At 63.5% G+C, this 22,802-nt stretch carries 27 protein-coding genes; 15 read left to right on the top strand and 12 right to left on the bottom strand.

Annotated elements, in window-relative coordinates; translation table 11 throughout:
- Positions 1-52: 52 nt before the first annotated feature.
- From B4394_RS02555 to B4394_RS02540, 4 genes are all read left to right on the top strand, one after another.
- Entirely contained in the window at positions 53-370 is a 318-nt protein-coding gene (locus tag B4394_RS02555) for a hypothetical protein (protein WP_078309771.1), read from the top strand.
- A gap of 36 nt (positions 371-406) precedes the next feature.
- Positions 407-628 (top strand): PspC domain-containing protein, encoded by a 222-nt coding sequence (locus B4394_RS02550; RefSeq protein ID WP_078309769.1) that lies wholly within the window; start codon positions 407-409, stop codon positions 626-628.
- 121 nt (positions 629-749) lie between these two features.
- Entirely contained in the window at positions 750-1,082 is a 333-nt protein-coding gene (locus B4394_RS02545) for a hypothetical protein (RefSeq protein ID WP_078314027.1), read from the top strand.
- Positions 1,083-1,148: 66 nt separating this feature from the next.
- The gene (locus B4394_RS02540; protein WP_078309762.1) at positions 1,149-1,448 is read left to right on the top strand and encodes a hypothetical protein; all 300 of its coding nucleotides are present in this window, start codon (positions 1,149-1,151) and stop codon (positions 1,446-1,448) included.
- Positions 1,449-1,461: 13 nt separating this feature from the next.
- On the opposite strand, the gene B4394_RS02535 is transcribed toward B4394_RS02540, so the two are convergent.
- A complete protein-coding gene (locus B4394_RS02535; protein WP_078314024.1) occupies positions 1,462-1,848 on the bottom strand; it encodes a DUF488 domain-containing protein in 387 nt (128 codons plus the stop codon).
- A gap of 3 nt (positions 1,849-1,851) precedes the next feature.
- Between B4394_RS02535 and ychF the strand changes: the two genes are divergently transcribed.
- Positions 1,852-2,925 (top strand): redox-regulated ATPase YchF, encoded by a 1,074-nt coding sequence (ychF, locus tag B4394_RS02530; RefSeq protein WP_078314023.1) that lies wholly within the window; start codon positions 1,852-1,854, stop codon positions 2,923-2,925.
- A gap of 30 nt (positions 2,926-2,955) precedes the next feature.
- Complete coding sequence (locus B4394_RS02525) at positions 2,956-3,324, top strand: CPCC family cysteine-rich protein (protein ID WP_078309757.1); 369 nt, start codon at positions 2,956-2,958, stop codon at positions 3,322-3,324.
- Between the two features lie 541 nt (positions 3,325-3,865).
- Here the strand turns inward: B4394_RS02525 and B4394_RS02515 are convergent.
- On the bottom strand, positions 3,866-4,246 hold the full coding sequence (locus B4394_RS02515) for a nuclear transport factor 2 family protein (RefSeq protein ID WP_078314022.1): 381 nt from the start codon (positions 4,244-4,246) through the stop codon (positions 3,866-3,868).
- A 118-nt stretch (positions 4,247-4,364) separates the two neighbouring features.
- Here B4394_RS02515 and B4394_RS02510 point away from each other — a divergent pair, with 118 nt between their 5' ends.
- The gene (locus B4394_RS02510; protein ID WP_078314021.1) at positions 4,365-4,763 is read left to right on the top strand and encodes a VOC family protein; all 399 of its coding nucleotides are present in this window, start codon (positions 4,365-4,367) and stop codon (positions 4,761-4,763) included.
- A gap of 7 nt (positions 4,764-4,770) precedes the next feature.
- Here B4394_RS02510 and B4394_RS02505 read toward each other — a convergent pair whose 3' ends face one another.
- Both B4394_RS02505 and B4394_RS02500 read right to left on the bottom strand, forming a co-directional pair.
- A complete protein-coding gene (locus B4394_RS02505; protein WP_078314019.1) occupies positions 4,771-5,136 on the bottom strand; it encodes a VOC family protein in 366 nt (121 codons plus the stop codon).
- Between the two features lie 79 nt (positions 5,137-5,215).
- Positions 5,216-6,736: a multicopper oxidase family protein gene (locus B4394_RS02500; RefSeq protein ID WP_078314018.1), complete on the bottom strand. Its 1,521-nt coding sequence runs from the start codon at positions 6,734-6,736 to the stop codon at positions 5,216-5,218.
- A gap of 224 nt (positions 6,737-6,960) precedes the next feature.
- Here B4394_RS02500 and B4394_RS02495 point away from each other — a divergent pair, with 224 nt between their 5' ends.
- The 5 genes from B4394_RS02495 (at position 6,961) to B4394_RS02475 (ending at position 12,360) form a co-directional block, all read left to right on the top strand.
- Entirely contained in the window at positions 6,961-7,623 is a 663-nt protein-coding gene (locus B4394_RS02495; RefSeq protein ID WP_078314016.1) for a hypothetical protein, read from the top strand.
- A gap of 67 nt (positions 7,624-7,690) precedes the next feature.
- The gene (gene lpqS, locus B4394_RS02490; protein ID WP_502688510.1) at positions 7,691-8,113 is read left to right on the top strand and encodes a putative copper homeostasis (lipo)protein LpqS; all 423 of its coding nucleotides are present in this window, start codon (positions 7,691-7,693) and stop codon (positions 8,111-8,113) included.
- Positions 8,114-8,280: 167 nt separating this feature from the next.
- On the top strand, positions 8,281-9,306 hold the full coding sequence (locus tag B4394_RS02485; RefSeq protein ID WP_078314236.1) for a PLP-dependent cysteine synthase family protein: 1,026 nt from the start codon (positions 8,281-8,283) through the stop codon (positions 9,304-9,306).
- Positions 9,258-10,571: an MFS transporter gene (locus B4394_RS02480; RefSeq protein ID WP_078314014.1), complete on the top strand. Its 1,314-nt coding sequence runs from the start codon at positions 9,258-9,260 to the stop codon at positions 10,569-10,571. Before B4394_RS02485 ends, B4394_RS02480 begins: the two co-directional genes overlap by 49 nt.
- Positions 10,572-10,578: 7 nt before the next feature.
- Positions 10,579-12,360, top strand: a complete 1,782-nt coding sequence (locus B4394_RS02475) for an ABC-F family ATP-binding cassette domain-containing protein (protein ID WP_078314013.1) — start codon at positions 10,579-10,581, stop codon at positions 12,358-12,360.
- A 170-nt stretch (positions 12,361-12,530) separates the two neighbouring features.
- Here the strand turns inward: B4394_RS02475 and B4394_RS25590 are convergent, their stop codons facing one another.
- Together B4394_RS25590 and B4394_RS02470 are read right to left on the bottom strand one after the other, a co-directional pair.
- Positions 12,531-12,656: a hypothetical protein gene (locus tag B4394_RS25590; protein ID WP_044104255.1), complete on the bottom strand. Its 126-nt coding sequence runs from the start codon at positions 12,654-12,656 to the stop codon at positions 12,531-12,533.
- A 118-nt stretch (positions 12,657-12,774) separates the two neighbouring features.
- Positions 12,775-13,296: a DoxX family protein gene (locus B4394_RS02470; RefSeq protein WP_078309736.1), complete on the bottom strand. Its 522-nt coding sequence runs from the start codon at positions 13,294-13,296 to the stop codon at positions 12,775-12,777.
- Between the two features lie 39 nt (positions 13,297-13,335).
- On the opposite strand from B4394_RS02470, the gene B4394_RS02465 reads away from it, so the two are divergent.
- Genes B4394_RS02465 through B4394_RS02455 form a run of 3 tightly spaced genes read left to right on the top strand, consistent with a single transcriptional unit; the run spans position 13,336 to position 16,774 of the window.
- On the top strand, positions 13,336-14,880 hold the full coding sequence (locus B4394_RS02465; RefSeq protein ID WP_078314011.1) for an ArnT family glycosyltransferase: 1,545 nt from the start codon (positions 13,336-13,338) through the stop codon (positions 14,878-14,880).
- Positions 14,881-14,893: 13 nt separating this feature from the next.
- Positions 14,894-16,255 carry a WS/DGAT domain-containing protein gene (locus B4394_RS02460; RefSeq protein ID WP_078314234.1) on the top strand — a complete coding sequence of 454 codons (1,362 nt, stop codon included), beginning with the start codon at positions 14,894-14,896 and terminating at the stop codon, positions 16,253-16,255.
- 30 nt (positions 16,256-16,285) lie between these two features.
- A complete protein-coding gene (locus tag B4394_RS02455) occupies positions 16,286-16,774 on the top strand; it encodes a VOC family protein (protein ID WP_078309731.1) in 489 nt (162 codons plus the stop codon).
- Here the strand turns inward: B4394_RS02455 and B4394_RS25890 are convergent.
- From B4394_RS25890 to B4394_RS02425, 6 genes are all read right to left on the bottom strand, one after another.
- Entirely contained in the window at positions 16,771-18,015 is a 1,245-nt protein-coding gene (locus B4394_RS25890) for a hypothetical protein (RefSeq protein WP_353647397.1), read from the bottom strand. The genes B4394_RS02455 and B4394_RS25890 overlap by 4 nt on opposite strands.
- A gap of 19 nt (positions 18,016-18,034) precedes the next feature.
- Positions 18,035-18,661 carry a DUF3558 domain-containing protein gene (locus B4394_RS25885; RefSeq protein ID WP_078314010.1) on the bottom strand — a complete coding sequence of 209 codons (627 nt, stop codon included), beginning with the start codon at positions 18,659-18,661 and terminating at the stop codon, positions 18,035-18,037.
- Positions 18,642-19,061 (bottom strand): hypothetical protein, encoded by a 420-nt coding sequence (locus B4394_RS02440; RefSeq protein WP_078314009.1) that lies wholly within the window; start codon positions 19,059-19,061, stop codon positions 18,642-18,644. The genes B4394_RS25885 and B4394_RS02440 overlap by 20 nt, the downstream gene beginning before the upstream one ends.
- Positions 19,062-19,123: 62 nt before the next feature.
- Entirely contained in the window at positions 19,124-19,963 is an 840-nt protein-coding gene (locus B4394_RS02435; RefSeq protein WP_078314233.1) for a hypothetical protein, read from the bottom strand.
- A 44-nt stretch (positions 19,964-20,007) separates the two neighbouring features.
- Positions 20,008-22,296 carry a TPR repeat domain-containing protein gene (locus B4394_RS02430; RefSeq protein ID WP_078314008.1) on the bottom strand — a complete coding sequence of 763 codons (2,289 nt, stop codon included), beginning with the start codon at positions 22,294-22,296 and terminating at the stop codon, positions 20,008-20,010.
- A 13-nt stretch (positions 22,297-22,309) separates the two neighbouring features.
- The gene (locus tag B4394_RS02425; RefSeq protein WP_078314007.1) at positions 22,310-22,648 is read right to left on the bottom strand and encodes a WXG100 family type VII secretion target; all 339 of its coding nucleotides are present in this window, start codon (positions 22,646-22,648) and stop codon (positions 22,310-22,312) included.
- Between the last annotated feature and the right edge of the window lie 154 nt (positions 22,649-22,802).

Genomic DNA, 22,802 nt, shown 5'->3' with positions numbered 1-22,802 from the left:
GATCGGGGCGATCCCTGATGTGGCTCGTGATCTTGATTCATAGCGTTGGGGTATGACCAAAACAGTGTGGTTTACAAAGGCTTTGGGTGCCATCGTGGTGTTCCCGATTGCGGCGGTGGCACTGTCGGCCGTTGCGCATGCGCGTCCGCAGGACTATGGCGACCCCGAGACTGTGATCAGTTCCCTTGAAGAACAAGGAAATTACGTCATGCTGAACCGAACGGGTACTTGGCCATTGGAGGATTGCGTGGTGACCGGAGTGCGGCAGGGCACTTCCGTGTACCGAGAGGAGCATCCTGTCGGCGCTCACCGCAAGTCGGTTCAGAAGACGCTGGATCACGGAACCTATTACGTGGACCTGAAATGCTGAGTCGCGAAGACCAGGAAAAGATCAGGGACTTCCCCGATGCGCCACGGTGTTTCGGTGGCCTACCGTGATGACATGACTACTGCACTGCGACGTCCCCAGGCCGGGAAGATGATCGGCGGGGTGTGCGCGGCAATCGCCCAGCGCTTCGGATGGGACGTGACCATCGTCCGGGTGCTCACGGTCGCGTCGATCCTGCTCCCAGGGCCACAGGTCCTGGCCTACCTGGTGTTGTGGGCCCTCATTCCGCGGGAGCAGTGAGCCCGACAGCGGGCGTTAAGTTAATTTTTCGTAACCACCGGGTGTATAGATCTCGGCACAGGGGCAAATCGTGAGCTAGTGTGCGGGCATGCGGCCATACGATTACCCCCTAAGGGTTACCGTGCTGGTCCTTGTCGCCGCAGTGCTGTGCTTCGTGGGGGTCAACCCTGGAAGCGTCGTAGGTCAGCCAGGATCGGGGGCCACGGTGCACGCTCTCGATGAAGATGGGGCGAATGCCTCGCCGGCGCACGAGCCCCAGGTCGATGCCTTCGCGCAGGTCGTACAGATCGCCAAGATGTGCCGGGGTATCCCCGCGGGGGCGATGCTCGTGGTGCTGGCGTTCGTGGTGGTCTTCTTGCTGTTCACGGCGACACGTGGATCGCCTGGGTCGCAACGAATTATCGCTCGAGGTGGCCGGGTGCTGCTACTCAAAGGCTGTGTGAATCGGTGCTGACGGGGTCGGCTAACCCGACCTCATATCAGTCATGCCGCGATATCGCGGTTCTACACAGGAGCATCCATGATTTCTCGTTTTGCGGTATCCGCGCTGGCTGTCGCAGCGACACTTCTCACCGCGCCGACGGCGCACGCTGGCCCCGATGGGGAGAGCGCCGCCGACGTGATCGCCGACCTGGAGTCACGCGGCAACATCGTGGTGGTCAACCGCGTAGGTAGCGGTCCCATGGCCGACTGCAAGGCGACCGCCGTCCGTCCTGGTCGGCTATTGGCGCCCGGGGCGTCGATCAATGCGCCGGGAGCCAGCTGGGGTGGCTCCATCCTGTCGAATCACCGGGTCATGCACGTCGACATCGCCTGCTGAGATCGGCCACTGACTAACCACTAAGGAATTCCAGCAGCACGATCCCGTGATTGTGCTCTGGATCCTTTGCGGCGTAGAGCAGCGTGACGGTGCCGTGTTCGCGTTCAAGCTCATGCGCGGTCTCCACCGCCGGGTTGGCGGCCAGCTCGGCGCGGTACTCGTCGGCGTAGGTGCCCCAATCCTCGGCGGGGGCGTGATGCCAGCGGACCCGCAGGTCGGGGCTCGGTGCGATGTCCTTGAACCAGAGGTCGACCTGCGCGGCGGCCTTGCTCACGCCGCGCGGCCACAGCCGGTCGACCAGCACGCGATAACCGTCCGACGGGTCGGGAGTCTCGTAGATCCGCTTGGTGGAAAAGGTCACCTGAGCATTCTTATCTGCCGGGGTCCGTAGACTCACCATCTCGTGAGCCTGAACTTGGGAATCGTTGGTCTGCCGAACGTCGGAAAGTCGACGCTGTTCAACGCGCTAACGCGCAACAACGTGCTGGCGGCCAACTACCCGTTTGCGACCATCGAACCGAACGAGGGCGTGGTGCCGCTGCCGGACCCGCGCCTGGACAAGCTGGCGGAGGTATTCGGCTCGGCGCGGACGCTGCCCGCGACCGTCACGTTCGTGGACATCGCCGGAATCGTCAAGGGTGCCTCTGAAGGGGCGGGGCTGGGGAACAAGTTCCTGGCCAACATCCGCGAATGCGATGCCATCTGTCAGGTGGTGCGGGTGTTCGCCGATGACGATGTCGTCCACGTCGATGGTCGGGTGGATCCGGCCGCCGATATCGAGGTGATCGAGACCGAGCTGATTCTCGCCGACATGCAGACGCTGGAGAAGGCGGTGCCGCGGCTGGAGAAGGAAGCCAAGACCAAGAAGGAACGTCAGCCGCTTGCCGATGCCGCCAAGGCCGCGCAAGAGGTGCTCGACAGTGGCAAGACGCTGTTCTCCACGGGACAGGACTGGTCGGTGGTGCGCGAGCTGAACCTGATGACCACCAAGCCATTCCTGTACGTGTTCAACGCCGACGAGTCGGTGCTCGGTGATGAGGCCCGTGTTGCCCAGTTGCGGCAGCTGGTGGCCCCGGCCGATGCGGTGTTCCTGGATGCGAAGATCGAGTCCGAGCTGCAGGAGCTGGACGAGGAGTCCGCCGCTGAGCTCTTGGAGTCGATCGGGCAGAGCGAACGGGGCCTGGATGCGTTGGCGCATGCGGGTTTCCACACGCTCAAGCTGCAGACGTACCTGACCGCCGGGCCGAAAGAGGCGCGGGCGTGGACGATTCACCAGGGCGACACCGCGCCGAAGGCTGCCGGTGTCATCCACACCGACTTCGAGAAGGGCTTCATCAAGGCCGAGGTGGTGTCTTACGAGGATCTCGTCGAGGCCGGCTCGATGGCCGCGGCGAAGGCTGCGGGGAAGGTCCGCATGGAAGGCAAGGAGTACGTCATGGTCGATGGCGACGTAGTGGAGTTCCGCTTCAACGTCTAGGAGCAAGGGCAAAGTAGTAGGCATCCATCGGTGTATCCCTGCGTGTGCTGCGGCCACCTGACGGCTTCGGGACCGCCGGGCAACTACGAGATCTGTCCGATCTGTTTCTGGGAAGACGATGCCGTTCAGCTTCGTTGGCCAGCCATCAGCGGCGGCGCGAACACGGTGTCGCTGGTCGAGGGGCAAGCGAACTATCGCGAGTTTGGTTCGTGCGAATCCCGATTGATCCGGCACGTGCGCCTGCCGCGGGATGACGAAGAGATCGAGGCCGGGTGGCGGCCAATAGACGAGGAGCGTGACCGTTTCGAGGCTTGGGAAGCCGAGCCGAGGCCAGATTGGCCTGACGACATGACCGTCCTCTACTGGTGGCGGCCTACCTGGTGGAAACTCGTTCGATAAAGTTCGACGTGGTCGGTTTCGGCTTTAATGTCTGATCACTGAACACGCTCCGTCGGCGGTAGATCCCAGGTCGACATTTCAGCGGGAGGTGTGGGGCGATGCCGCGACGCCGTGAACTTCGGGACGTTTGCCGAGGGATCGCGACCAGTTTCAGCAGCCGGAACAACGATATCGCTGGCTGGTGGGGGATTGGCGTGCTTTGCCGCACGCCTGGGACACCCGGTATCAACCTAGATTTGTGCGCCGATTTCGATGGTGATCCGTTGGTCCGTAAGTACGGCGGACAGTTAGTCCGGCAATTGCAGGCTCGACGCATCCCGAGCGATTGGGTAGTGGCCGCTGGGATATCCGTGCGGTTCGAACCGGATCCGACGGCAGTCCGTATGTGGCGATATACGGTGACGGTGGAGATCCGTGATGACTTGGACCATGTCTGGTCCTATCACGCCAATGGGCAATGCTGGCCTCACAGTTGGCTTCGCGAGATGAGGTCGACTCGTCGATGAGCGGCGACGTGGTGGAGTTCCGCTTCAACGTCTGATCACCCGATGGGTTCAACCCACTGAGCGCGGGATGGCCCCGTTTCGAAGGGCTCGCCGAAGTACTGCGTTTCGCGCACGACCTCGCCGTCGTCGAACTCCATGATGCTCACCACATGGAAGGGTTTCGCGTCGTAGGTCGTGACGAGCTCACTGACCCATAGATCGCCGCCACCAGTGATTCGTCGCACCGTGAACCGTTTCTTGTCCGGTTGCGCTTCGCGCGAGGCTTGAATGTTGGCGCGGCCCCGGATTCGCTCACCGGACTGTGGGTACTCGAGAACCGCATCACGTCGGTAGAGACGATGTTCTGTATCGAAGTCGTTCGCGTCAGAGGCTGCCCAGTGGGCTTCGAGCGCGCTTCGCAGATCCATGTCGTTCATGGCGACCTTTCTTCGATCAGATGCTTCCAGTGTCCCGGACTTGTCGGGGTGCGCACCTAGCATCTGGCTCAGCGCGCAATCCGCCGAGCGTCGGCGGCATCCCCAGGAAGGTCTGCCCATGAGATTCGTTTCGACGCGGATCATCACAGCCGATGTCGATCGGTTAGTCACGTTCTACGAGATGGTCACCGAAGCAGAGGCGGTCTGGGGGAACGAACTCTTCGCGGAGATTCCGACTCCGGTCGGCACGCTGGCGATCGGCAGCGAGAAAACCGTTCCGCTGTTCGTGCAAGGATCTGCTGAGCCGGCGGCCAACCGCACAGTCATTCTGGAGTTCATCGTGGATGACGTGGACGCCGAATATGTCAGGCTTCGTGAGCAGCTCACCGAGGTGGTCACCGAGCCGACAACAATGCCGTGGGGGAATCGCGCCTTGCTGTTCCGGGACCCCGACGGGAATCTCGTCAATCTGTTCACCCCGGTCAGCGACGCGGCGCGCGCCAAGTTCGGAGTATGACCTGCCGTCAGTCGTAGAACTGGACGAGGCAGAACTCATTTCCTTCCGGATCAAGCATGACGAGCACCACGCCCTCGGCGTAGTCATGACGCTCGCCCGACCACGATCCGCCGAGTCGCTCCACTTGAGCCCTCGCGATCTCGATGTCATCGACCTCAACATCGAGATGAAGGCGCAACTTCGAGGTTTTCGCTTCGGGCACACGCTGAAAGGTAAGTCGCGGTTGACTGCCGGTGCGTGTGCCTAGTGTCGCCCAATCCGGATCATCACCATGCTCGGTGGAGGGTGTGAGCTCGAGCAGCGCGCCCCAGAACGACGAGAGCCGTGCAGGGTCCGCGCAGTCAATCGTCAGCCCCATCCAGCGATTCGTCACTAGCTCATTGTTGACCGATCAACCGGAGTTGTCGCTGATAGCCGGGCACTTCGTGGTGTGTCGGGGAATCTGCCGCACGTTAGCCCTGTACGTAGGACACGACCGTCATCATTCCGGCTTCGCCGTGATAGATGTTGTGGCAGTGGGTAAGCCACTGCCCGGGATTGTCGGCGTCGAAGTCCACCTCGACGGTCTTCATGGGGGCCACGAGAACCGTGTCCTTCCGAGCGCGGAAGGCCCCCTTTCTATCTCGGACGGAGAAGGTGTGTCCATGTAGATGCATGGGATGGAACATCATTGAGTCGTTGATGAAACGCAGACGGACCCGTTGCCCCTCGCGCACTGGCAGCCCATCGCGCGGGTCGTAGGTCTTGCCGTTGATGGTCCACGTGTACTTACCGACCGGGCCGGCCAAGCGCACATCGTGGGTGACGTCCGGGTCGCGACGCCCGAGCTGGACCTCGGGGGTGGCGGTCAGCGTCGCGGTGTCCAGCGGCACCTGCGACTTCATCAGCATCGCGGCATCTTCGGCGCGCCCGCGCACCGGAGTATCGCCCGAACGCAGAATCAATTGTGCGAAGCCATTTTTCCCCTCGGGCACGGCCACTAGCGGCACTGACGAACCCGGCATGGTGACGACGGCATCGACCCGCTCGCCCATGGTGACCAGGACGGTGTCGGCCTGGTAGGGCTGCACCGGGAAGCCGTCGGTGTGTGTGACCGTCATCGGCACGCCGGGAATGCTGACCCGGAACGCCGTATCGCCGCCGGCGTTGACGATGCGCAGCCGCACCCGCTGTCCGGCGCGATAGGTGACGGTCTGCGGATCGGCAGCCACCCGTCCATTGATCAGATAGTGGGGGTACTTCACATCGCCGGCGTCCATACCCAGCGGCGCGGTCGGGTCCATTCCCATGCCGCTCATGGAGTGATCCATCGGGGGCATGCCCTTGGCGCGCAATCCTTCGAGCACTTGATCGGGATCGGTACCGGTGCCGTCGATCCAGTCATCGAGCGCCACCACCAACTCCTCGTCGTATTCGGTGCGCTCGTCGGGGTCTTCGATGATCAGCGGTGCATACAGTCCGCGATCGATTTGCGTACCGACATGGGGGTGGAACCAGTACGTCCCCGCGTGGGGCACTGCGAACTCGTAGTCGAACACCCCCGTCGGCGGGATCTCCGGCTGGGTGAGGCCGGGCACACCGTCCATGTCGTTGCGCAGGGCGAGCCCGTGCCAGTGCACGGTGGTGGGCGCCGGGAGGTTGTTGACAGTTTGCATGCGGAGGATTTCGCCCTTGCGGACGCGGATCTCCTGACCGGGTACCCGTCCTCCGTATGTCCATGTTGATACTCGGGTTCCGGCAAGGTCAATCTGGGCGGGTCCGGCATTCAGGGCGAATTGTCTGACCGGAGCCCCCTGGCTCCGCCGGGCAGCTTCCACTGCGCCGACTCGGGCCGAATCAGGGTTAATACGTTGCGCTATAGCGGCCGCGGGCGAGTTCTTGGTGCAGGACGCGAGAAATCCTGCCGCGGCAACTGTCATACCCAGACGGAGGAGTCCGCGGCGGTCAAGCAGTGGTGAATTGCTCGTTGTCATGACGTCATATATACCCCGTAGGGGTATATAAAGGCAATTGCGTGCTACGGTCACGATGTGTTGCCGTCCGATGGCGAACTGCAACCGGTGCGGCGAAGCTGCGTCGTGTCGGCCGTTCTTGCGCGGGCATTGACGTGCTGAGTCGTCGCCAGTCGAGACGGCGATGGATTGCACTGCTCGCCGCGGGCGTGATCGCTGCCCTCCCAGTTTTGCACTGCACGGTGATGGCCGACGCCGCGCTCCCGGTCGTCTCACATCATTCCGCTGCTGCTGTGCCCGGCTCAGTCGAGGACGTGGGGCAGCGCATGGGGCGGGCGGTCGTGAACTTCTCTAGCCAGATCTTTGACGTGATCGCCGGAAAGATCCGATCCGGCGGTGCATTCCGAGATGCTCTGGGCGGCGGCGCTGATCGTGCCCCTGTTCTTGTCGCTGCGCCTTGTGCGGGTGGCTGTCACGCGCACGCCACCGCGCCGACGTGCGTCTTCGGCGATGGGGAGTGGTCGGGACTGTCAGTGAAGACTCGCCACACCGATGTGGCGCAGACGTTGGGAATCGTTATGTACGGACGCCTCATCTTCCACCGCCTCGGCGGCCTCTGTATGGCCGCGGCCGCTGCTGGTGCTCTCCTCGCTGTTGGTGCTCCGTGTGCCGACGGGGGTCCCAAAGACCTTGGGAATGCCGACCTCGTCATCACCTCCCTGAAGGCCAGCGGTGACAGGGTCGTCATCAATCGTCGCGGCAGTGCGCCACTGGCCGAATGTGTCGCGACCTCCGTGCGTGAGGGGCGGTCGGAGTATCGCTGGCAGCGCGTACGTTCGGCCGATCCCACGAGTCCGCTCGTTCAGGTACTGGACTATCGGGTCATGCATGTCAACGTGGACTGCTGAGCACAGGTAGGTAGCGATCAGGTCACATACCCCATGAGGGTATGTAAAATCGTGCTAACCTCGCGTCATGCTGACCGGAGTGCGCCGCACGAGTCGCCGTGGGCGGCTGTGGCTGGTCGCAGTCCTGGTCGCCCTGGTCGCGAGCCTGCCGGTCTTGCACTGTGTTTCCGCCGGTCACGGTGGCGGTGAGGCGCCGCACCATCAGGCAACGCATGCCGCACTCCAGGGGCACGGGCCGTCGGCTACCCATGCACACCTCGACAACGCGGTCCATGAGATGGCATGTCAGACCGCGGACGGGCTGGTTGCACTGGCCAGGGGTCTCAATCCACTGCGGATTCTCTTCGTGCTGGCTGCGTTTGCTCTCGCCATGCTGGTGTTCCAGCCCGTGGCCGCCCAACTCTCGCGCGGTCCGCCACTTGCCGTTGGCTATCACGGGGCCCGAACGGGCCGCGACATTCTCACCAAGCTCTGCGTCATTCGGCGCTGATCGGCACCTCGGGCAAAGCGGAGTTCCGCCATGCCCACACGCCGTCATCAGCTTCCCGGCCGCGCCGTGCGGCCCCCACGCAGGGATTCTCCATGAACAACAGCATTGCTCTGTCATCTCGTCGTAGCTGCACACACTTAGGACCGAAGTTCCACGACCCCAACACGCTGGTGGGCAACACCCCGGTGCTGTGGGTATCGGAGCCGTTCGCGACGCCGGGCACCGGCTTCTGGGCCAAGCTCGAAGGACATAACCCCAACGGCATGAAAGACCGGCCCGCGCTGCACATGATCGAACAGGCCAGGGCGCGCGGAGAACTCAAGCCCGGTGCCATGATCGTCGAATCAACCAGCGGAACACTGGGCCTGGGACTGGCCCTAGCCGGAATCATTTACCGACACCCGGTCACCCTCGTCACCGATCCGGGTCTGGAGCCCATCGTGAGCAGCATGCTGACGGCCTATGGTGCGCGGGTGGTCACCGTGACCGAGCCGCATCCGATAGGGGGCTGGCAGCAGGCACGTAAGGATCGTGTCGCCGAAATACTTGCCGCCGAAACGGATTCGTGGTGCCCCGATCAATACCAGAACCCCGACAACGTGGACGCCTATCGCGGGCTCGCTGAAGAGTTGATCGATCAGCTCGGAACCGTGGACACCCTGGTCTGCTCGGTGGGAACCGGTGGGCACTCCTCAGGTGTGGGACGTGTACTGCGGGAACATAATCCAAACCTACGACTGGTCGGTGTCGACACTATCGGCTCCACGATATTCGGGCAGCCAGCCAGCTCGCGGCTGATGCGCGGCCTCGGATCGAGCATCTACCCGGGCAATGTCGATTACCCCGCATTCGACGAAGCTCATTGGGTCGCACCGAATGAGGCCGTGTGGGCGGCCCGCACCCTGGCCTCCACCTACCATGCCAGCGGTGGATGGAGCGTCGGGGCGGTGGCATTGGTCGCGGGGTGGGTAGCGCGAACGTCGGCGCCCGAATCGCGCGTCGCCGCCATCTTCCCCGACGGCCCGATGCGCTACCACGGCACCATTTACGATGACGATTACTGCCGTGACCACGACCTGTTGGATCGCCCACCGGCGCAGGATCCCGATGTGATCGACGATCCGTCGGATCGGGTGGTAGACCGATGGACCAGGCTGACCCATGTGATCGACCCGATAGGACGCCCCGCGTGATCGAGACCTTCCGGCAGTTCCGGTCTTTCGATCGCCCCAGCCAGATCCTGATGGTGAACCAATTCGCCATCAACGTGGGCTTCTACATGCTGATGCCGTACCTCGCCGGATACCTTGCCGGGCCATTGGGTTTGGCGGCGTGGATGGTCGGGCTGGTGCTGGGCGTCCGGAACTTCTCCCAACAAGGCATGTTTCTGGTCGGCGGCACCCTGGCCGACAGATTCGGATACAAGCCACTGATTGTGGCCGGATGTCTGTTGCGCACTGCCGGATTCCTGATGCTGGCCTTCGTCGGCTCTCTACCGGCGATATTGATCGCCTCGGCGGCAACGGGTTTCGCGGGTGCCCTCTTCAATCCTGCGGTGCGCGCCTACCTGGCGGCGGATTCGGGGGAGCGCCGGGTGGAGGCGTTCGCGGTCTTCAACGTCTTCTACCAGGCGGGAATCCTCTTCGGGCCGATCGTCGGTCTGGCATTGACGGCGTGGGATTTTCGGATCACGTGCGCCGTCGCCGCAGCGGTTTTCGCGGTGCTGACGGTGATCCAATTGATGGCGCTGCCGCCGAACCGCGTCGAGCAGGATGCGGACAGACAGCCCGTACTCGCCGACTGGCGCTCGGTGGTGTCCAACAAGGCCTTCCTGTTGTTCTCCGGCGCCATGATCGGCTCGTACGTGCTGACATTCCAGGTGTACCTGGCGTTGCCGTTCCAGGCGGCGCTGCTGACCAGCGACAAGAAATCCGAAACGGTTTTGGTGACAGGCATCTTCGTGGTCTCCGGACTGGTGGCTATCGCCGGGCAAGTGCGGCTCACCGGGTGGTTGTCCGCGCGGTTCGGCCCCAGTCGCAGCCTGGTGCTCGGGATGCTGGTCATCGCGGCAGCTTTTGTGCCGCTGATACTGCTCCCCACGGGGGCAGCGGCCGGATCAGTCCCGGCGATCGCTGCGCTGCTGCTGGCGGCGGCCCTGCTGGCCGTGGGCACTATCGCGACCTTCCCGTTCGAGATGGACACCGTGGTCAGGTTGGCGCGTCACCGGCTAGTTGCCACTCACTACGGGCTGTACAACACGATCGTCGGTGTCGGCATTCTGGCGGGGAATCTGCTGACCGGATCGATATTCGGCTACAGCCAGCAGCACGATACGCCTGCCTTGCTGTGGGTATCGCTTACCGGTATTGGGCTGGTGTGTGCCGCGGCGTTGTTCGCATTGCGGCGGTCGGGGCTCCTCGACCGCGGCAGCGAAGTGGCGCCGGCTGCCAGTGCCTGAGTAGTTTGTGGAGGCCATGACCTCCCCTGCCAAAGCCATCAACCTCGTCAACCTCGAGAGCGTCTCGAAGTCATACGGCGTCAAGCCGTTGCTCTCGAATGTGAGCCTCGGGGTGCAAGCGGGAGATCGCATCGGGGTGGTGGGCCTCAACGGCGGAGGCAAGACCACGCTGCTGGAGGTGCTCGCGGGCGTCGAGCCGGCGGATCAGGGCAGAGTGAGCCGGACCGGGGACCTGCGCCAGGCCGTCGTCACCCAGCGCGAAGACCTTGTCGGCGCCACTGTGTTCGATGTGGTGATCGCGCCCCTGGGCGTCGCCGAACACGAATGGGCCGGGGATGCCCGGATCCGTTCGATTCTCGACGGGCTTGGAGTTGCGGCCCTTGGGCTCGACAGGCGCGTAGACCAGCTGTCCGGTGGCCAGCGGCGTCGGGTGGGGCTCGCCGCCGCACTCGTTCGCGATCTTGACCTATTAATTCTTGACGAGCCGACGAACCACCTGGACGTCGAGGGCGTGCAGTGGCTCGCCGAGCACCTCCTGGCGCGGCGCACCGCGCTGGTGGTGGTGACACACGATCGGTGGTTCCTGGATACCGTCGCCACCCGCACCTGGGAGGTCGTCGACGGCGGCGTCGAATCGTACGAAGGCGGATACGCGGACTGGACGTTCGCGCGTGCCGAACGGGGCCGGCAGGCGGACGCCGCGGAGGCACGTCGCCGCAACCTCGCGCGCAAGGAGCTGGCCTGGTTGCGGCGCGGCCCACCCGCGCGCACCTCCAAACCCCGTTACCGGATCGAGGCGGCCGAAGCCTTGATCGCCGATGTCCCGCCACCGCGAGACTCTGTGGCGCTCAGCGCATTCGCGCGTCGACGTCTGGGGCGAATCGTCATCGAGCTTGAGGATGCGACGGTGACCACACCCACCGGTGAGGAGCTGGTGAGTGATCTGACCTGGCGCCTGGCCCCGGGCGAGCGCATCGGCCTGGTGGGGGTCAACGGATCCGGGAAGACGACTCTGCTGCGCGTGCTGGCAGGCGCCGTGCCCCTGGCGGCCGGGCATCGCAAGGAAGGCAAGACGGTCAGCATCGGCTGGCTGCGCCAGGAACTCGACGACTTGCCGGGGGACATCCGGGTGCTCGATGCGATCGAGGAGGTCGCTCTCCGGATTGTGCTGGGCGACAAGGAAATGTCGGCCTCCCAGGTAGCCGAGATGCTCGGGTTCAGCCCGGCGCGTCAACGCACACCGGTCGCCGACCTCTCCGGTGGTGAGCGTCGGCGCCTGCAGCTGACTCGTGTGCTGATGGCCGAGCCGAACGTGCTTCTTCTCGACGAGCCCACCAACGACCTGGACATCGAAACCCTGCAGCAGGTGGAGGATCTGCTGGACGGCTGGGCGGGCACCTTGGTTGTGGTCAGCCACGACCGGTATCTCATCGAGCGGGTCTGCGATTCGACGTGGGCGCTACTTGGTGACGGCAAGCTGACCAACCTGCCCGGAGGCATCGAGGAGTATCTGCGTCGGCACGCCCAACCGGCTGCCGCTCCGGCGAAACCCGTATCCGATCGCGGTCGCGATGGCGCGGCACTGCGGAACGCGCAGAAGGAGCTCGGACGACTCGAACGGTCCGTTGCCAAGCTGGGGGAGCGGGAGGCCGCGCTGCACGCGCGGCTTGCCGAGCACGCTACCGACCCGGACCGGGTGGTGACCTTGACCGCCGAGCTCAATGCCGTCGTCGCCGAGAAGGACGCGGCCGAGGTGCAGTGGATGGAGCTCGCCGAAGAGCTCGAATAGCTCGGGACGCAGTCCTTAACGACTGGCTCATAAAAAAGCGAGGGCAGTCATCTGACTGCCCTCGCCTACAACTGGATGGATGAGTGAGAATCATCCGGGACTGGGCCCGGCATGCGATGCGCTACGCGCCTCGCCGATGCGTCCCCCCTTTGGGGTTCGCCTACCTGCCGTTATACGGCTAGCGGGAACCACTCATCGGTCTGCTCCGAGTTGTCGCCCTCAACCAGCATCTCGCCGCTGTAGATGGCTTCGAAGTCGATCTCGATGACCGTGGCACCGAATTCCTCGTTCGTCATGTACTGAACAGTAGGGGTCACTATTAAGAAATCATTGAGTCACGAATCGGAAAAGTCTGGCAATTTTCGCTAGACGCATCGGCCCAGGTCATAGACCATGACCGGCCTTGCTGAACTCTTAAGAAAATGGATTTGTGCCCTTGACGAGCACCCAGGCCGCAATCGCGCCCCCGATTCCCGCTATGACCAGCACCGATGAGACAGCTGCTGGCCACTCGTCGCGGCCAAATCGCCCGTCCACAGAAATGCGTCCCGGGCCAAGCAGCAGAACCGCCAGTGCGGCCGCGCCGAGAATAAGGGGGAACTGCAGAGCTGGGCTAGATGGAAAGAGGTCGTTTCGCACCGAATAGGTCTGGACCGCGGCATAGAGCATCGAACCGAGCACCGCGCAGGCGCCGAAGGGAGTGAGGAGTCCGGCGACCAGCATGGCGCCGCCGATGCTGTAGATACCTGCGAGCACACGGGTCGGCAGATCGGGATGCACGTCGATCGGTAACGAGCCGAGTTGCACGAGCTGGCCGGAGGCGAACACGATGTTCAGCCCATTCCAGCACAGCGTCACTCCCACCGCGACACGCAGAATAAAAAGTCCAATATCGTTGCGGGTCAATGGATCGCTGTACTTACTGGCGCTCGGCACCGCGGAAGTCTATGGCATGGGGGCTATGGTGAATCCGCTATGGCGGCGGTCACTTCCCGGTACGACGACGGCAACGACATCCCCGGCATACCGCCCGTGCGGGTCGCGCGTGCCGACCTGACAGCGATTACGGCGCTGACGGCCCTCGTGTTCGGGTGGGCCAGCAGGGGATACGGGTACTTCTTCGACGAGGCCTATTTCGTTGTCGCCGGACGCGACCACCTGTCCTGGGGATATTTCGACCAACCCCCACTGGTGCCGTTCATCGCGGGCATGGCCGACAACATCGCGCCCGGGTCGTTGTGGGTGCTGCGCCTCACCGCGACCGCGGCGGTGGCGATCGGGACGTTGATGTGCGGCTTGATCGCGGCGGAGCTCGGTGGGGGCGGCCTGACGCAGTCTCTGTCGGCGATCGCCTACGCCACCGCGATGTTCCAGATCCTGGCCCATTGGCTGCAGACGCCGGCCATCGATCCGGCGCTCTGGTCGGTGGTGTGCTGGCTGCTGGTGCGCTGGACCCGCGGCCTCCGGGAACGGCAGCCTGACGATCGGCTGTTGCTGTGGGCGGGAATCGTCACCGCCATCAGCATGCAGACCAAATTCCTGATCCCGGCGCTGTGGATTGCGGTGCTGCTGGGTGCGGCGGTCCTCGGGCCGCGTGCGCTGCTGCGCCGCCGGCAATTGTGGATCGGGGCGGGTTTCACCGTCGTGGCCACCCTCCCGACCCTCATCTGGCAGGCCACCCACGGGTGGCCGTACCTGCGGATGGCTGGGATCGTGGCGGCGGAGTCCGAACGCGGGGCGGCCCTGTTGGGGGGCATGCTCGTCGGCGCCGCGGTCATCGGACTGGTGCTGCTGCTGGCCGGGGTTGTGGCGCTACTGGCAGCGCCGTCGTTGCGGCCCTACCGATACCTGGGCGTGGCCGCCCTCCTGGTGGGAGCGTTCATGTTCGCCTCTCACGGACGTGCCTATTACGCCATGGGGCTGTACGCCTTGCTGATCGCTGCGGGTGCGGTGGGACTTTCCCGGTGGCGCCCTTCCCGGCCTGCGGTGCGGGGCGTGGTTTACGGGTTCGTGGGGGTGGTGACGGCCGCATCGGTGATCATGGCGGTCGTCAGGCTGCCCATCGTGTCCGAAACCACTGCGGCACGCTGGTTTTCCTGGGCGGGCGAGATGGGGCCCACCATGCTTGCCGGCGGCGATCGCTCCACGGAGGGCCTGCGCCAGGTGGCCCGCGACACTTACGATTCGATGCCGCCGGACGTACGCGACCGTACGGCTCTGGTGCTGCAGATCTATCCCATGGCCGCCGCCTATGACGTCGAAGCCGGACGTGAGGGAGTGTCCCGTGCCTACAGCTTCCACCGCGGGTACTACTACTTTGGGACGCCGCCGGAATCCATGACGGACATGATGTACATCGGCGTCGACGATCCGGATCCCGCACTTGCTCAAGGTTTCCAGGGGGTGCAGCGGATCGAGCTGTTGCACGCTCCCGACGAGGACGAGGAACACGTCTATCGCTACTACGGCAGAATTGCGCCGTGGCAACAGCTGTGGGACACCTGGCGCACCTACAAGTAGGCGTCGCATGACGATGTTCAATGCTCTTCGCGCCAGCGGCTCATCCGTCGAACAGATGGCACCCCGCGACGCCCAGATGTACTGGATGTCGACCAGGATCCCGAACGATCAGTTCCTATTGTTCTGCTTCGACTCTCCGACGATGGATGTCGCCGCCGTGCGGGACACGATCGCCGAACGTGCGACCCACATCGCGGACCTGCGCGTGCGGGCCGCCGACGTCGCCGGGCACCTCGACTACCCGTACTGGGCGCCGCGCGACGAATCCCAGGTGCCGTTGACCGTGCAGGCGCTGCCGGAGTCCAGCTGGCCGCAGTGCCGATCGGCGATCGCCGCGCTGCTCACGAGTACCGTCGACATCCGCGAAAGCCCTTGGCATTTACATCTTTTTCCTGAGGTGCATGGCGCCCCGCAGACATCGGGCCAGGCTCTCGTCGCGGTACTGCAGGTATCGCACGCGGTGGCCGATGGTCAGCGGGCTACCGCTGCCGCGCGCGCGTTGTTCGGCGATGAGGTGGCGGTGGGCGGCGCGCTGCCGGACGTGCCCGGGTATGCCGCGCTGCGCGGGCTGACCGGTTTTCCGGTGAAGCTGGGCCGGCTGCTGAGTGCGAGCCGCGCTGGGTATGTGGCCTACCGTCAGCAGCAAGAGCTCGTCGCGGCGGGCGAGCTGGAGCCCGAACCGCAAGGTTTTCCGCTGATCTCGCTCAATGCCCGGCCCGATGAGCACCGGGAGATCCGGATGATCGTGCGGCCGCGCGAGGAACTTCGCACTGACGATGTCAGTGTGACCGTCGCGGTCATGACGGCGATCGCCACGGCGCTGCCGCAGTATCTGCGCGATCACGGTCAGTGGGTTCCGGACAGGCTGGGCGCGGAGGTGACCGTCGCCGATTCTGGGGAATCTGTAGCACGCAACAATTTCCGCAACGTCGGAGTCGACCTCTGCTGGCGCGAGCCGGAGGTACGCACCCGTGCCCGGAGGATTGCGGACGGCATCGACAGCAGACGCCGTCGTGCCGCGCACCCGGTGCTGGTCGCGCAACGTGCCGGTGGTGCGGCATTGCCCGCGCCGATGATGTGGGTGGGTGTCAACGCCTTCAACACCGATCTCATGCCGCCCACGGTCGCGGGCAACACCGTGGTGTCGAGCGTCGTTCGTGGCGCGGCCGATCTGACTCTCGCCGGTGGACGGGTGGTGTTCACCGCAGGGTTTCCGGCGCTCTCGCCGGTGATGGGCCTGACACATGGGGTGCACGGGATCGGCGACACCGTGACGGTGAGCGTGCACACCAGCGCCTCGGTGATGCCCGATGCCGATCACTATGAGGGCCTGCTGGCCGCCGCATTGACCGAGGTATCTCGCCAATTGCGATGAGTTTTCTCATCACCGCGGGTCGATACCGATATGCCGACGATTACTCCATGCCTTTGGTTCGACACCCGCGCCGAAGAGGCCGCCAACTTCTATGTGTCCGTGTTTCCGAACTCCCGGATTCTCGAGGTTACTCACTACGGACCGAACACCCCCATGCCGGAGGGCACGGTGCTCACCGTTGAGTTCGAGCTCGATGGGCAGCGGTACACAGCGCTCAACGGTGGACCCCAGTTCACATTCGATGAGGCGATCTCGTTTCAGATCGACTGCAGGTCGCAGGAGGAGGTCGACCGCTACTGGGAGGCGCTCACGGCGGACGGGGGAGAAGAGTCCCAATGTGGTTGGCTCAAGGACAAATTCGGAGTCTCCTGGCAGGTGGTCTCGCGCGAGCTGATCGACCTGATTTTCCACTCCGATCCCGTGACCGGTAACGCAGCGATGCAGGCCATGATGACCATGCGCAAGCTCGATGTTGCCGTCGCCAAGGAGGCCGTAGCCGCAGCGCAGTCCGGGTCTTAGTCGTCGTCTCCGAAGTCGACGTTCCAGCCCATGGACTTGTAGCGGCGTTTCTCCGACTCGCGGCGCTGCTTCTCGGCACGTTCGTGCTCGGACCAGTCGCCGATGACGCCGGGGGACGCCTTGGGCAGATCGCCGAACAGCTCGTTGCCGTTGTCCCAGTTGATGAGGAACTCGGGGGTCTGGTGTTCGTCGTCGTCTTCGCCCTTGCCGCCGCGGCCGTGGGCGCCGCCCATGGGGGCCATGCCCATGCCGCCCATACCCATTGCGCCACCTCGGACTCCGGCACCGCCGATGCCGGCGGCGTTGGTTCCGGCGCCGCCCGGTCCGGGAACGCCCGCGCCACCGCGCAATGCTCCTGGGCCGCCGAGGGTTCCGGTACCCGAGCCTGAGCCAGAGCCCGAGGGAGAGCCGAACCCTGCTGCGGTCGTGTTGCCGGGTGCCAGGCCGGAGCCGTCCTTGCCTAGGCCGCCCGCGAGGCCACTGAGAGCATTGCCCAGGCCGCTACCGGAACCGCCGGAGCCGCTTTGGGGGCTGCCGCCGCCCGCACCACTGCCGCCGCCCGAACCCGCGCCCTGGCCTTGTCCGCTCTGGTTACCCGCGCCGTCGCTGAAGGCAGGTTTGGTGTTTTTGTCAGCGAGGCCGTTGGCGAGATTGTTTGAAGAGCTGGGGCTTTGGCCACCGCCGCCGTTCTGGCCTCCTCCGCCTTCACCGCCGTTGTTGTTGATCACAGGATTCGGTGTGCCAGTGCCTGTTTCCGGATTGTAGGCACTCTCAAACTTGCGTTGTTCGCCGCTGAGCGGGTTGGTGTACGTGGACTGTGCGTACCCCTGTAGAAGCTTGAGCTGTTTGTCGTACTCTTTCGGGTCCTTCTTTTTGTCTGGTCCGGGATCGTGGCTGAGCGCCATCTGAATCGCCGCTTGCAGATTCCGGGAATCGCTCCGCAGGATGTCTGCAACGTGCCGGGTCGTGCTCGCCAGACTGTTGGATTTGCCATCTAACGCGACATTCTGCTCGCTCTTGGTGACCCCCTCCTTTGCGGCGTTCGCTGCTTCGCCTGTCCAGAAGTCCGGTTGTCCCAACTTGCCGCTGAGAGTCTTCATCTCATTGGCGGCGGCGTTGAGCTCGGTGGCGATGCCGTTCCATATTTCGGCCTTGGCTGAAACTAGGTCGGGGGCCAGGCGCTTGAGTTCGCCGATTATCTGCTGATAGTCATTTTTGCCATACCAATTGTCATTACCCATGTCGTTTCCCTCCCGCTTGCTAGGGCAATCTCGGTGCGACAGCTGTCGCTACATCAATGGCTTTGTTACACGCGTCGGGAACCAATCTGGGTCCCTCATCGCCGCTGTAGACACGCACTGTGAAGATCACGACGGCCTGCTGGGATGGCAGAACTACGTCGCACTGATTCTGTCGGCCGTCGGAGGAATTCATTGCGCCCGATTTGCCGGCAATCGTGATTGGTTCTTGCAGTTTCAGAGTGCTGTCTTGCTGCAGATACTTCTCTACAGTCGCATTGTGGACTCTGATCGCCAACGACCAAGATCGGTTTTCTTGTCGCCATCGGCACCCGCGTAAAAGAGGGTTTTCGACGCCAATGTCATCGACTTTGGTTGGGTCCACGCCCCACCCTTTGAGCTCGTCTGCGGTGAACGCTGTGCACGGCTCGAAGGCGCTGCCATCTGTGTGTTCGTTGGCGGGAGGGTGTGGCGCTGGCAGGGTGTTGCTTATTGTTGTCGGAGCCGCCGTTGCATGGCTGTTTGAAGGCACATCGCTCGACGTCGACAGCACGGCTTCACCAGCCGTCGGTGTTGTGCAGGCTACGAGGGCGCACCCCACGACTGTGGCTACTGCGAGCCGAACTGAGCTACTGCATGCCAGGTGCATGAGGATCTATCGAAATCTGTCGGCCGCTCAGAGCCTGGGTGTTGTTGGACTCGACCGCACGGATAGCCATCTCGGTAGCGACGAAGCGATCGGCGAAGCCTTGGTACTCCTTGCTGAGTGTGTTCAGCGCTTCACGAAGACTTTCGGCGATTGACTTGTACTGGCCAGCGACTCCCTGGCCCGTGTCCAGCGGAACGTCCTCCCCGAACCCCTTGGCTGCTGCAAGATCGTCAATCTTGTCTAGCTGTGCGTCGACCTTCTCCTTGGCGCGCAGACAGTAGGCTGCAGCCTTTTGGCCCGCGTTCTCGGCCATGTGCAATGTCCGGCCATTGGAAGCGTCGTTCATCGCATTCTGCTGCAGGTCTGGACTGAAGTTGTCCCAGTTGAAGCCAGTGGTCACGATTTCCTCCCCTCGTGGTGGTTGTCAGTATGCCTTTGATGCATCTGTGCGCCAAGGCGTGTTCAGGTGCCCGAGGCGGGCCAGCCAGGCTCGGCTGGAAGTGTCGGGTAGTCATCTCTCGGATGCTCGCCGAGCAGAAGGAAACGGCGCCTCTCGAACGGATCTGGTGCCTTGTCCGCACATGTTTGCCGGTCTCGGTCGTACTCATCCTTCGGCCACATGTTGGGCTCGCTGTCTTGGGGCACTGTATACAGAACGAGACTGGCGCGTACGGTCCATGCGCCGAATACGTCGACACTGGCGTTGGGTGCGGTACCTCGTTGCAACGTCGTCGTGGGATCGGGTCCCTGCGGCGGCGGGACGAGCGAGATCCGGTAGACCTGGACGCCCGTGATGGGGTCCGCCGTGTCAAGGGGCTGTGGGGGGTTGCGGTGCGGGTAGCGGTACTGTCCGCTGGATTGCAGCGTGGCAGTGGCGTAGTCCCAGTCGCACATCTTGACGGTGTAGCCAGCTTGATGGTCTCCGGTCACCGACAGGATGTGTTGTCTCCAGGTTCCGACAATCGGAGTGGTGGTCTGGAACCCGTCGACGCTCAGATACTTGTCTCCTGCGACAGGCGGGCGAATTAAGGAATTGCGCCCGTTGTCGTTGGTAGGTACTGCGCGTTCAAAGCCGGGGTAGTAGAGGGCGGGGCTGGCCATCAATCCGGCAAGGATGTAGGACTCGCGGTAGGCCCGCACGATGACTGCCGGACCGGTGAGCAGGTCGATGCCGGGCTCGGCGGACCAGCGGATCCGCAGATCCTTGGTCAGACCGGTGAACGGAGCCGTGGGCTGGTCGGCGGGACCACTGCGGTCCCAGAGGGTGCAGCCGGTCAGGGTCAACGTGACGGCAAACAACATGCGGGCGACGACCCGCACGGAGGTCCGGCACCGCGGACCGGCTGTCATGCCGGCCACTGCGCAACCATGTTGTAGGCAACCCTGATCGGATCGGCGTTACCGGGCTCTCCGGGCACACCCTTGAGGCCGTTATTTACCTGGGTGTGATAGTTGGATGCGGACATCTTCTCGTTGGGGTGTGCCTTGTTGATTTCCTCAAGAGTCCCGATCTTCTGTGGCCCGTTCGGATGAGCGGCGTCCACTGGCACAAGAATTTGTGGTGAGACCTGGTCGGGATTAAGCGTGCCATTGGCTAAGTAGGCATTGAGAAGTAGGTGCTGTGCGCTTTCTGGCGCCATGTCTACGCCGTTGGTCATACCGCCGTCGCCGACGGACCCGATGATGCTGGATTTGAGCGCGTCGGCCATCATGCCGAACTCGGGCCCTACGCCGGGAATTGCGAGCTTCGCAAGTTTGGTACCGGCGTCGTAGGCCTTGCTCTTAAGGTCGTGCAGAGCTTTCTCGTCTCCGTGTTGCTGGTTATTGGCCGCCGTAAGCCCGGAATCGGCAAGGGCCTGGAACCTGCCCGCCTGATCCAGATCACCGATCGCACCACTACCGGAATTGTGCACGGAATCAGCGTAATGCTGGGTTGCCGTGACCGAGTCGCGGTACAACGCACCGTTGATCGTCTTTGCCGCTTCTGGGTCCGACGACAGGACGTTGAACACGTTCCTGGCTTCGGGAAGTTTCCCGTTGCTGGTGTTGGCATCGGTATCGAACGCGTCGCCGAATCCCGGAAACTGGCCGAATACGTCCTGTGTGCCGCCCGCAATGGCCGCGGTGTACGGCGCGAGACCGTTTGCCATGCCCTGCATGAGGCCAGGGTTGTAGTCGCCGACGGAGGCGAATATACCCATGGGGTGTTTCGCAAGACCGGGGTGTTCGGAGAGGTAGCTGGCGTAGGCGCGGGCCGTCTCACCAGACGTCCGCGCATCTTCCAGAGAAACCCCATCTCCCGGCACGGCTGATGTGCCCGTCCAGCTAAACAGGTTCCCCGCCGCTGCGCCGCGGTCGGGAAATACATGGCTGGTCAGATCGCCAAGGAATTGGTCGTTACGATGGCCGTCGGGCCCGACCAGGATGTCGTGAACGGCAATGTGATCGCGGCTGGTTGCCTTGAATATGTTCTGTAGCTCGGAATCGACGGGGCCCTTGAGGGAGTCGCCGTGCTGGTTTTCGTATTGCAGAATGTCGGCGCCACGTTGCAGTAGTTTGTGGTCGAGCTCGGTGCCGCGTTGAAAGCCCGCGTCGCCATCCATGATGACCTCGGACAAGCGGTTGAGATTCCCTGCAGCGGCACCGATCTGGGCCTCAGGCCTGCTCGGGTTGAAGATGGTTGGGTCATCGCGGTGATAGACGGGTGACTTGTCGTTCAGCAGGTTCTGAACCGAGGTGGGCAGCTTGTCGTACCCACCCGTCGTAAGCTCGGTGGTGGAACCCTGTGCGCCAGGGCGCAATTCGGTCTTCGCGTAGCCGTACTGGTTCGAACCCATCATCTGCAGCGCGTTACCGATAATGCTCTTGTTGTTGCCCAGGCGTCGCTCGGCCCGGTGAATGTCCTCGACTGACATCCCATTCATCTGCGCCTGTAGTTGCCCCAACACCTGCTGCTGCGAACGCGTCAACTGCACCGGCCTGCCCGCGTCGCGATCCGCGATCTGCTCCGGGCTCAGGATCGATGCCGCCTGAACGCGTGCCTTCTGCTCTTCCGTGGCGGTACCGGCGAGAACGTCGTGGACATCGCGTTCGGCTTGTTCGGGGCTCCCCTCGGCGATTTGTTTCTCGGCCATGGTGTGACCGCCGGTGCCCTCGTCGAGCACGCGAGCCAATGAGTCGTCCAACATTTCGCCGCGCGCAACGAGGCCCGTCACCCGCTGGTGAAGTTCCTTCAGTTTGTCGATGACCTTCTGTAATTGGTCTTTGTTCAAACCAGTGATATCCGGCGGCGTCACCGTGTTCGTCTTGGGATAGATGTCCACCTTCGGGGGCGCCGCAGCGTATGCCAAGAAGGAGCCGATGTCGTCGGCCAGAGCTTGCGACTCTCCGTAGGCCTTGTTGGCATGCATCGCCACATACATCGCCTCAAACCCGGAGTTCTCGAAGCGGGCGGCCGAGCGCTTCATCGCATCCCTGGCAGCGTCGCCGGCATCACCTTTCCAGGTCGACATGTCGATGATGGCCTGCACCTTGTCCGCGGCCTGCTGACTGGCATCACCCCGTTTAGATGCGGCATCCGCGAGTGCCTTGATCTGCGGTGGCCAGTGCTGCAACTCGTCGAGCGTCATCCCCATATTTGTTCCCCCCTTAGACCGAGCTGCCGGGCCCGGCTTGCTCGATACCCGCACGATTGAGCTCGTCCCGGTTCACGAATTTAACCGCGGACGCCTTGTGGTTCTCGCCGTGACTAGTGAGCTCTGCGTGATGGTCTGCGGTTTCCTTCTCCCACTCGGAAATCCGGTTGCCCAACGCGTTGGCGGCGCGCCCCGATCCGAAACCGGCCTGCGCGTCGGTCAATGCGCGATGGGCGGCGTCGTGCGCGTCCTTCAGGTCGGAAGCGTGCGTGTGGAGTTGGTCCCCATGAATCTGCAATTCGGCCGGGTCCACATGCAAGTGCCCACCCGATGAACCCGAAACGCTCGCCATGCCTGACTCTCCTCGTCCATACGGCATGCATGCCGCTATATAAAGATCCGACGGGGTAGGGACCCGTTTGGTTCCATGTTTTTTCGACGGATTCACAGACCAGCCACGGGGGCAACGCACACCGCTCGGAGGTCCGGCGCCCACGCTTGACCCG

This window comes from Mycobacterium sp. D16Q16, from assembly GCF_002013745.1.
In the GTDB taxonomy this organism is placed as follows: Bacteria; Actinomycetota; Actinomycetes; order Mycobacteriales; family Mycobacteriaceae; genus Mycobacterium.
Note: the sequence above shows the minus strand (reverse complement) of the source record. Positions and strands in the feature narration are given on the sequence as shown.